This window comes from Cyanobium sp. N5-Cardenillas, from assembly GCF_024345515.1.
Classification (GTDB): Bacteria; Cyanobacteriota; Cyanobacteriia; order PCC-6307; family Cyanobiaceae; genus Cyanobium.
Window position 1 is genome coordinate 1 of the sequence record NZ_JAGQBG010000112.1, and the last position, 9,950, is coordinate 9,950.

At 68.7% G+C, this 9,950-nt stretch carries 9 protein-coding genes and 1 pseudogene; 4 read left to right on the forward strand and 6 right to left on the reverse strand.

What is annotated here, in order from left to right; genetic code table 11:
- Nucleotides 1–657, forward strand: a 657-nt coding sequence (locus tag KBZ04_RS09980) for a hypothetical protein (RefSeq protein WP_254991786.1), incomplete at its 5' end; no start/stop codon positions are given.
- A 4-nt stretch (nt 658–661) separates the two neighbouring features.
- Here the strand turns inward: KBZ04_RS09980 and KBZ04_RS09985 are convergent.
- Both KBZ04_RS09985 and rsmI read right to left on the reverse strand, forming a co-directional pair.
- Nucleotides 662–901: a hypothetical protein gene (locus KBZ04_RS09985; protein ID WP_254991787.1), complete on the reverse strand. Its 240-nt coding sequence runs from the start codon at nt 899–901 to the stop codon at nt 662–664.
- Nucleotides 901–1,791 carry a 16S rRNA (cytidine(1402)-2'-O)-methyltransferase gene (gene rsmI, locus KBZ04_RS09990; protein ID WP_254991788.1) on the reverse strand — a complete coding sequence of 297 codons (891 nt, stop codon included), beginning with the start codon at nt 1,789–1,791 and terminating at the stop codon, nt 901–903. The genes KBZ04_RS09985 and rsmI overlap by 1 nt, the downstream gene beginning before the upstream one ends.
- A 20-nt stretch (nt 1,792–1,811) precedes the next feature.
- Here rsmI and KBZ04_RS09995 point away from each other — a divergent pair, with 20 nt between their 5' ends.
- On the forward strand, nt 1,812–2,747 hold the full coding sequence (locus KBZ04_RS09995; RefSeq protein WP_254991789.1) for a 3'(2'),5'-bisphosphate nucleotidase CysQ: 936 nt from the start codon (nt 1,812–1,814) through the stop codon (nt 2,745–2,747).
- Nucleotides 2,748–2,779: 32 nt separating this feature from the next.
- Here the strand turns inward: KBZ04_RS09995 and KBZ04_RS10000 are convergent.
- From KBZ04_RS10000 to rseP, 4 genes and pseudogenes are all read right to left on the reverse strand, one after another.
- Nucleotides 2,780–4,908 (reverse strand): annotated as a pseudogene (locus KBZ04_RS10000) (polyribonucleotide nucleotidyltransferase).
- A gap of 131 nt (nt 4,909–5,039) precedes the next feature.
- Entirely contained in the window at nt 5,040–5,342 is a 303-nt protein-coding gene (gene rpsN, locus KBZ04_RS10005) for a 30S ribosomal protein S14 (protein WP_254954972.1), read from the reverse strand.
- Between the two features lie 66 nt (nt 5,343–5,408).
- Nucleotides 5,409–6,056, reverse strand: a complete 648-nt coding sequence (gene nth, locus KBZ04_RS10010; protein WP_254991790.1) for an endonuclease III — start codon at nt 6,054–6,056, stop codon at nt 5,409–5,411.
- Between the two features lies 1 nt (nt 6,057).
- Nucleotides 6,058–7,146: an RIP metalloprotease RseP gene (gene rseP, locus KBZ04_RS10015; protein ID WP_254991791.1), complete on the reverse strand. Its 1,089-nt coding sequence runs from the start codon at nt 7,144–7,146 to the stop codon at nt 6,058–6,060.
- A 126-nt stretch (nt 7,147–7,272) separates the two neighbouring features.
- On the opposite strand from rseP, the gene KBZ04_RS10020 reads away from it, so the two are divergent.
- Together KBZ04_RS10020 and KBZ04_RS10025 are read left to right on the forward strand one after the other, a co-directional pair.
- On the forward strand, nt 7,273–7,662 hold the full coding sequence (locus KBZ04_RS10020; protein WP_254991792.1) for a PilZ domain-containing protein: 390 nt from the start codon (nt 7,273–7,275) through the stop codon (nt 7,660–7,662).
- A 145-nt stretch (nt 7,663–7,807) separates the two neighbouring features.
- On the forward strand, nt 7,808–9,950 hold a 2,143-nt coding region (locus KBZ04_RS10025; RefSeq protein WP_254991793.1), incomplete at its 3' end, for a hypothetical protein.

Below are 9,950 nucleotides of genomic sequence, written 5' to 3' on the forward strand. Positions count from 1 at the left end.
GAGCCGCCGGCCCCCGAACCCACCCCGGAACCTATCGAGACCCTTGCCCCCGAGGAGCCCGAGCCTGAGCCCGACACCGCGCCCGAGCCCGCACCGGTTCGCAAGGTGCTGCCCGATCCCCCCCGGCGCCTGTCCGTTCCCGCCCCGGTGCGGGCCGAGGTGGTGGCGGAGGACGGCCCCGCGGTGCTCGCCATCGAGGATGCCGACGATTTCGGTGCCGACGACGACGACCTGCTGACGAGCGACGACGACGACGGTGAGGATGGGGCCGACGGCGAGATCAACCCGTTCCAGCCCATCCCCGTGGTGTTGCTCGACGACGGCGACACGGCGGCTGGTGAGGGGCGGCTCCAGCCCCTGGTGGCCGCCGCGCTGCCCTCCAGCGCCTACATGCTGGTCGACAAGACGGTGGAGCTGCAGGCCCGGCCCCTGAGCGAGTTTCCCGAGCTGGGCCGGCTCCCCGACGCCGAGCTGGAGCGCCAGGCGCTGGTCGTGTTCCTCAACCCCCGCCAGGCCAAGCGCCAGTGCGGCCGCACCCAGCGGGTGATCAAGGTGCCCGACCTCAAGGTGTTCGAACTCACGGCCCCCTACCTGCTGGCCCAGGGCATCAGCCGGGTGGTGATCGAGGGTGCCCTCTACGCCCTTCCCGGCAGCTGAGGCCTCAGCCCTCGTCGGCGGGGGTGTTTCCCGGCAGCAGCAGGGCCGCGCTGGCGCCACCGCTGATCACGCCCAGCACCAGGGCCACCCCCACGATGAAGCCGGCGGGCAGCGGGGCGCTGCGGGCGAAGCCGAAGCGCAGCTGGGGCCGCTCCTCCAGGTTCTGGGCCCCGAGGCAGAGCAGGGTCAGCAGCAGGGTGCCGCCCAGCAGGCTGCCGCACAGGAGGCGCAGGCGCAGAAGCATCACGGCGTCGCAGGGGGAGGGGAGCAGTCTGCCGGGTCCTGGTGCAGCAGGGCGTAAAGGGCCCGGCGACTGTGGCCGCTGCGCTCGGCCAGGCTGCGGGCGGCCTCCCGGTTGCTGAGGCCGCCCCGCACCAGCTCCTCGAGGGCCTGGCGCAGGGCGGTGTCGTCCCAGACGGGGGCCGCTGGCGGCGGGGCACCGCCCAGCACCAGGGTGCATTCCCCCTGGGGCGGCGTGCGTTGGAAGTGCGCCAGGGCCGCCGCCACGCTGGGGCCCACCTGTTCCTCGTGGCGCTTGGTCAGTTCCCGGGCCACCTGCAGGGGCCGGTCGCCGAGCACCGCCAGCAGGTCTTCGAGCAGGGCCAGCAGCCGGTGGGGGGCTTCGAACAGCACCATCGTGCGCTCCTCGCCGGCCAGGGCCTCGAGCCGCTGGCGCCGGGGGCCAGCTTTCGGGGGCAGAAATCCCTCGAAGCAGAAGCGGCCCGAGGGCAGGCCGCTGCTCACCAGGGCGGTGGTGACGGCACTGGGGCCGGGGATGCAGATCACCTGGCGGCCGGCGGCGCGGGCGGCGGCCGCCAGCTCCTGGCCGGGATCCGACACCCCCGGCAGGCCGGCATCGCTGATCAGGGCGATCGCTTCGCCCGCCTCCAGGGCCGCCAGCAGCTGGGGGATGCGGGCCGTCTGGTTGTGCTGGTGGAAGCTGAGCAGGGGCGCCCGGATGCCGAGGTGATGCAGCAGCAGGCCGCTGCGGCGGGTGTCCTCACAGGCGACCCGGCTGGCGCCGGCCAGCACCCGCCGGGCCCGGGGGGAGAGGTCGTCGAGGTTGCCGATGGGGGTGCCCACCAGATAGAGGACGCCGGCGGCGGGTTCGTGCTCCTGCACCGGGTCCTGCACAATGCCGTTTTCCGGTCCCCATGATGCCGTCTCCCTTCGCCCTGCCCGACGGCGTCGGTCTCGAGCCCCTGCTGGCGGAGCTGCGTCGGCTGGCCTGGGGGGCGGCCGACATCCTGCGGGCCTATGCCCGTGGTGAGCAGCCCCCCTACGGCTTCCCGCCGGCCCTGAGCGTCGACCATGGCGGCGAGGGGCCGGTGTCGGCGGCGGATCTGGCGGTGAACCGCTGGCTGCTGGATGGCCTGGAGCAGGCCTTCCCAGCCGCCGGCTGGACCCTGCTGAGCGAGGAGACCGCCGCCCAGGTGCTGGTGCCGGGCCAGCCGCTGGACGCCGAATGGCTGTGGTTCCTCGATCCCCTCGATGGCACCAAGGATTTCCTGCAGGGCACCGGCGAGTACGCCGTCCACCTGGCCCTGGTGCACGGCCAGCGGCCAGTGCTGGGGGTGGTGCTGCTGCCGGAGCCCGAGGAGCTCTGGTTCGGGCTGCTTGGCGCCGGTGGGGCCGGGACGGGGGCGGGGGAGGCCTGGCGGGAGAACCGGGCCGGCGAGCGCTTCGCCCCTGCCCTGAGCGGCCGCAGTGAGGATCTGGTGCTGGTGGCCAGCCGCAACCACCGCGACGACCGCCTGGAGCAGCTGCTGGCCAAGCTGCGGCCCGCCCGCAGCCTGGCGATCGGCAGTGTCGGCGGCAAGGTGGCCACGATCCTGCGGGGGGAGGCCGACCTCTACATTTCGCTCTCTGGCCGCAGCGCCCCCAAGGACTGGGACATGGCCGCCCCGGAGGCGGTGCTGCGCGCCGCCGGGGGCGGCTTCGACCATGCCGATGGCCGGCCGCTGCTTTACAACACCGGCGATGTGCGCCAGGCCGGTTGCCTGATCGCCAGCAACGGCACGGCCCATGCCGACATCTGCCGGCGCGCCGCGGCGGCGATGGCGACGATCGATCCCGGCTTCGCGGTGTGAGGGCCCAGCCGCGCGGCCAGGCCCCGTGACGGTCAGACCGCCGCCGGCTCCTGCTGCTCCACGCCCCGCAGGGTGAGGTTGATGCGGCCGCGGTTGTCGATCTCCCGCACCCGCACCGTCACCTGGTCGCCGACGTTGACCACGTCTTCGACCTTTTCGACCCTGGATTCGGACAGCTGGGAGATGTGGATCATCCCCTCCTTGCCCGGCAGGATCTCCACGAAGGCACCGATCGGAATCACCCGGGTGACCGAGCCGTTGAAGACCTCCCCTTCGCTGACGCGACGGGTGAGGCCCTCGATGATGCGCTGGGCCTCCTCGGCGGCGGCGCCGTCATGGCTGGCGATCGTGACGATGCCGCCGTCCTCGATGTCGATCTTGGTGTTGGTGCGCTCGGTGATGCCCTTGATGGTGCGGCCGCCGGGGCCGATCACCGTGCCGATCAGTTCCGGATCGATGCGGAAGCTGAGCAGGCGCGGGGCATGGGGGGAGAGGACGTCGCGGGGTTTGTCGATGGCTTCGAGCATCTTGCCGAGGATGTGCAGCCGGGCCGGGCGGGCCTGGTTGATCGCTTCGGCGACGGTCTTCACCGCCAGGCCGGAGATCTTCATGTCCATCTGCAGGGCGGTGATGCCTTTCTCGGTGCCGGCCACCTTGAAGTCCATGTCGCCGAGGAAGTCCTCGATGCCCTGGATGTCGGTGAGGATCCGCACCTCCTCGCCCTCCTTGATCAGACCCATGGCGGCGCCGCTGACGGGGCCGCCAGGGGCACGCCGGCATCCATCAGGGCCAGGGTGCTGCCGCAGACCGAACCCATCGAGGTGGAGCCGTTCGAGCTGAGGCACTCCGACACCACCCGCAGCACGTAGGGGAAGCTCTCCTTGGAGGGCAGCACGGGGATCAGGGCCCGCTCGGCCAGGGCGCCGTGGCCGATCTCGCGGCGACCGGGGGAGCGCATCGGGCGCGTCTCCGCCACCGAGTAGGGGGGGAAGTTGTAGTGGTGGAGGTAGGTCTTCTCGCTGATGGGGTTGAGATCGTCCATCTCCTGGGCGTCGCTCGGGGTGCCGAGGGTGGCGCAGGAGAGCACCTGGGTGAGCCCACGCTGGAACAGGCCCGAGCCATGGACGCGCTTGGGCAGCACACCCACGGCCGCCTGAATCGGGCGCACCTCGTCGAGGCTGCGGCCATCGACCCGCTTGCCTTCGGTGATGATCTGCTGCCGCATCAGCTTCTTGGTGAGGCTCTTGTAGGTGTTGCCCAGAACCTTGCCGTTGCTGCTCACCGCCATCCGGATCGGATCGTCTTCCTTGAGGGCGGTGATCTTGTGACTCACTTCGGCCTTGATGGCGTCGAGCTTCTCGTCGCGTTCGGCCTTGGTCTGGCTGAACTGCTTGAGCACCTCACCGATGCCACCGGCGCATTCCTTCTCCAGGAAGCTGGGCAGGGCAGGATCTTCGCTGCGCTCCTCGGGGAGCACCTGCTCGATGCCCAGTTCCTTGAGCAGCTCGAGCTGGGCCCGCAGCAGTTCGCCCACGGCTTCGTAGCCGAAATCGATGGCCTCGATCACATCCTGTTCGGGCAGCTGGTTGGCTCCCGCTTCCACCATCACCACGCCGGCAGGCGAGCCGGCCACGACCAGATCCAGTTCGCTGCGCTCGATCTCGCGGAAGCTGGGGTTGAGCACGAAGTCGTCACCCAGCAGGCCGACGCGCACGGCGGCCATCGGGCCCATGAAGGGGATCTTCGCCAGCAGGGTGGCCATCGAGGCACCGGTGACGGCCAGCACGTCGGGGGGAACCCGCTCATCCAGGGACATGCAGGTGGCGACGATCTGCAGGTCGTCGCGCAGCCAGCCCGGGAACAGGGGTCGCATCGGCCGGTCGATCAGGCGACAGGTGAGGATGGCCCGCTCGGGGGGGCGGGCCTCACGACGGAAGAAACTTCCGGGGATGCGGCCGGCGGCGTAGAGACGCTCTTCGTAATCGCAGATCAGGGGCAGGAAATCGATGCCTTCGCGGCCTTTCGAGCGGGTGGCGGTGACCAGGATCGACGTATCGCCGCACTCCACCATCACCGAGCCCCCGGCCTGGGGCGCAAATCGGCCGCTGGTCAGCCGGATCTCCCGACCATCGAAGGAGATCGACTGAGTGTGTCCTTGCACTGGGCGTTATGTCCGTTTTGTTGTCGCCCGGCATTCTCGCATCCACCCCCGCCCGGCCATGAAGAAGGCGCCCTCCAGGGGCGCCTGCTGCGACCGAAAGCCGTTGCGGTGGAAGGGCCGAAGCCCCCGGCTCACCAGCTCGACTTGACCACGCCGGGGAGTTCACCCTTGTGGGCCCGCTCGCGCAGCTGGTTGCGGCAGAGACCGAAATCGCGGTAGAAGCCGCGGGGCTTGCCGGTGGCCCAGCAGCGGTTGCGGATGCGGTTGGGGGCGCTGTTGCGGGGCAGCGACTGCAGCTTGCGGTGGATCTCCAGGCGCTCCATCGGATCGCCGGCCGCATCGAAGGCCTCCTTGAGGGCGGCACGGCGCGTCGCGAAACGCTCCACGATCTTGCGGCGCTTGACGTCACGCGCGATCATCGACTTCTTCGCCATGCGGCCGGAGGAGGGGGAAACTTCAGCCCGCCATCGTACCGTCTGGCCCGCCCGGCCCCCCCTGCTTCACGGCCCCGGATGGCTGGGGCAGAGATCGGCCAGGCCGCAGCCGTCGCAGCGGGGTTTGCGGGCCCCGCAGACGGCCCGGCCGTGGCAGATCAGCCGGATCGAGAGGGTCTCCCACTCCGGCCGCGGCACCAGCTTCATCAGATCGGGTTCGATCCGCTTGGGGTCGGCGTGGCGGGTGAGCCCGAGCCGGTTGGCCAGCCGTTTCACGTGGGTGTCGACCGTGACGCCGGCGTTGATGCCGAAGGCGTGGGCCAGCACCACGTTGGCGGTCTTGCGCGCCACCCCCGGCAGGGGCAGCAGCTCCTCCATCGAGGCGGGCACGGAGCCGCCGTGGTGTTCCATCAGCAGGCGGGAGGCGGCCACGATGTGCTTGGCCTTGTTGCGGTAGAAGCCGGTGGACTGCACGTAGGGCTCCACCGCCTCGCTCTCGACGGCGGCGGCGGCGGCGGCATCGGGGAAGCGCTCGAACAGGGCCGGGGTCACCTTGTTGACCCGCTCGTCGGTGCACTGGGCCGACAGCATCGTGGCCACCAGCAGTTCCCAGGGGGTGCGCCAGTCGAGGGAGCAGGTGGCGTCGGGGTAGAGCACGCCGAGCCGCTCCAGGATCAGCGGCGCCCGGGTGCGGGGGCTGGGGAAGCGGGGCACCTCAGCGGCTGAGCAGCTGCTGGATGGCGGGCAGCTGGCTGGTGTCCTTGACGATCAGCACCAGGGAGAGGCCCACCAGGAACACGAAGCCCGACTGCATGAAGGCCATCTGGTAGCGGTCGGAGAGGGGGCGGCCCCGGACCCCCTCCAGCAGCAGCAGGGCGAACTGGCCGCCGTCGAGCAGGGGCAGGGGCAGGGCATTGAGCACCGCCAGGTTGATCGAGATCAGGGCGGTGAACAGGAACAGGCTGCTGCCCCCCTGGCTGGCCAGGGACGCCCCCATCTCGACGATCTTCACCGGCCCCGACACCTGGGGGGCGGTTTCGCCGAAGTGGGTGAGCAGGGTGCCGAAGCCTTCCACGGTGCGGCGGGTGAGGGCCACGACGTCGTGGTTGGCCTGCAGGACGGGCTCCAGAAGGCTGGTGGGGGGCCGGAAGGATTCGCTGCCGTTGGGCTGCAGCTGGGCGCCGATGCGGCCGATGCCGCCGTTGTCGGTGGGGGTGAGGGGCAGGGTCACCGTGGTGCCGTTGCGGTCGGCCTGCAGGCGCAGGGTGCGGCCGGGGGCGTCCTTGATGCGGTCCACCAGGGCCAGCACCGCCTCCTGCCCGCCGGCCAGGGGGGTGCCGTCCACCGTCACGATGCGGTCGCCGGGCTGGAGGCCGGAGCCGGCGGCCGCCTGGCCGGGCTGCACAGCGGCCACCACCACGCCGGGGATGGTGCTGAAGCCGGAGGGGATGCCGAGCACCAGCCCCTGGGCCAGCAGCACGCTCCAGGCCAGCAGCAGGTTGGCGATCACGCCGGCGGCGATCACCAGGGCCCGCTGGGCCAGGGGCCGGTTGCGCATCAGGTCGGGGTCATCGGCGGGAATGGTGCTGTCCTCCTCGTCGTCGGGGAAGGACACGAACCCTCCCAGGGGAATGGCCCGCAGGGCGAACAGCACGCCGCGCCGCCGCCGCTGGATCAGGGCCGGACCGAAGCCGATCGAGAAGCCGCTGACCCGGATGCCCTGCCAGGTGGCGGCGAAGAAGTGGCCGGCTTCGTGCACCAGGATCAGGCCCGCCAGGATCGCCAACGCCGTCAGTACACCCATTCCGTCGCCCGGCTCCGTTGGTCCCATTCTGCGGGAACCGCCCCACCGCCGTGCCAGGGGCCCAGGGCCATGGCACCGCGGGGACCGGCAGATAACATGGATGTGTTGAAGTTGACAGCTGCCTGGATGTCACCAGAAGAGGCCGAAGGCCAAGGACAGCTGGAAGAGTTGCGCACGGCGCTGCGCCATGTTCTGCCCCCGGGGGTCTCCGCCAGCATCCGGCTGTCCACCGGGCGCACGGTCTACGTGACGGTGGGTGACATCAGCCGCACGGGGGCCTGCGTGATCCGGCGGGGCTCGCTGGAGGTGGTGGCCAACGAAGCCGTGCTCCTCGACATCAGCGATTACGAGCAGCACCAGAACATCTCCCTGGCGGCCCGGGTGCAGTGGGTCAACACCCGCAGCTACAACACCCTGGTGGGGCTGGTTTTCACTGAGGGGCCCCTGCTGCCGGGCACCATGCTGGATCAATACTTCGACCAGACCCTGAAAGCCCGCGGTTCGGTGGAGGGTTGAGGCGGCCATGCCCTGCGACGCTTGCTCAAAGCTGCTGTGACCGCTCGGCACCTGTCGCCATCGCTGGGGAATGCCCTAGGCTTGATCCCTGGGCCCGTGGTGTCGTAACACTGAATTTCCACAGGGTCTGCTGCTGGTTCGTGCCGTGACACCTCAAATTCTGCTGCAACTGCTCGCGGCCCGTTCCAGGGGGCGCCGTGGTGAGACGGGATTTTCGATGTTGGCCGGCATCCTGATCCTGCTGGCCCTGGTGGCGGGAACGGTGGGGCTCACCACACTCACCGCCAACAATCTGCTGGCGAGCCGGAAGCAGGACACGCGCAGTGACGCTCTCTCGGTTGCCGAAGCCGGCGCCGACCAGATCATCGCGGTGCTCAACCAGGTGGAAAACCGCAAGATGCTGGTGTCCGGCCAGAAGCTGAATCAGTGGTCCTCGGCCGATTTCACCAGCCCCTGCCGCGACAAGACCAACAATCCCCCCGGCCTTCCCTCGGCCACGGCCCGCAGTCTCGGTGATGGCCAGTTCCGCAATCTGGACACCTTGGTGGCCAACACCGGAGATCGTCGGTTTGCCCTCAAGTCGGTCACGTTTGCGGCAGGTCAGCCTGGCAACCCCGACCGCCGCAGCGACTCGGTAACCACCACGGCTGGCTCGTCCACCACAGTCAACAAGGGAACCTTCAGCAGCGATCTGATCAACCTGCGGGATCCTGATGGTAATGATCCTGCTGCCATCAAACAAGCCGGGTTCAACAAGGGGTATATCACCCTTACGGTAGAAGGCCAGGTGATCAGAAACGGCGTGGTGCAATCCACGGCCACCGTGACGCGCGAATTTGAAGTGCTGCCCAAGTGCTGTGGGGCGGCACTTGGTTCTGGTAACTCCGGAGGGCGACAGTTGGAGGGTAGCAAGGATCCCTCAATCTCTAGCCAATCTCTTGGCGGCGAGAGCCGCTTGTGCGGCGTGGACTTCGGCATGATCGTGGGCCTCAATGGAGGCACGATCTGGAGCAATGCCGCCAACGACCGCTTCACCAAGCGGGTATCCAGCACCAAGATCACCGACATCTCCAACGCCCTCGGCGTCGTTGCCAAGGATGGCGATCCGTTTGATCGGGCCTCCAATCGGGTGGTGCCCAACCAGTTCTCCACGGCGGTTCCCGATGTCTGCGATCCGGCCCGCTGGATCGGCAGTTCAAAAGGTTGCAGCAGCACCTGGGTCGGGCTGAAGAATGCCAAACCCGGCGCCTTCTACGGCACTCAGGACGATATCCTCGGACGCTCGATTTCGGGGATCCCCATCGTTCCTTCGGCGATCACCCTGCCTGCGATCGGTAGTCAGATCACAACGGGCAAATATAATTTCACCTGGACCACCGGCAGTGGTCCCAGCACCCGCCTTGCGAGTCAGAAGGAATACGCCACCCTCAATCCCCCCGGTGCCAGCGGTTATAAATTCCGGTTCCGCACCCGCGATGACACCTCACCGCCCCGCGTTGAGGTGTGCAATGAGTCTCCCACCAACATCGGCGGCACCGGGCCCTGCACCAACACCTCCTGGCGTGCGATCAGCGGCACGGCCGGCACGGTGGAGAACCTGGAGAACTTCCAGGGAATGACCGGGGGAAGCACGGCCAGCACGCGTTACAAATCGGCCTACACCAACATCACCGCGCCCATCGCCCACCCGAACTGGGTGAACGTGAGCAACTGGCAGTGGTATGCCATGGATCAGAACAAAGACGACACCAATGCCGGTGGAGGCCGTGTTCAGCTGGCCTCCACCAGTGGGAACAGCCACATCCAGCTCGGCGTTGGCGGCAAGATGACCGCGCTTCAGAATGCGATCTGCCGACCCGCCAATCTCAGCGGCAATCTCGGTAGGGCCACCCTCTCCTTCAAGCAGTCAGGCACGGCTCAGGTTGATACGGGAGACGAAGTGTGGGTTCAGGTGCGAACTGGCGCTGGTGCTGCGGATCAGCAGTGCACCGGCTCCACCGGCACCAACATCACCTCCAGCTGGGTGACGGTTGCCAAGTTCCCGGGAGTCAACGGTGGTATCAAGACCAACGAAGTGACGAGGGTCGTCAGCCTTGGCGATTATCAGAATGCCGATACCCGGATCCGGATCATTAACGGCACGGCAACCGCCAACAATGAAACCCATGCCATCGACGAAGTCAACCTGCGTCTGAGTGACTGGTGCGAGTACTCCGCCAGCTCGCCGGCCTCCGCCGCACCGGGTTTCCATTGTCTCGGTCCCCACTTCAATCTGTCTGTCGACACCA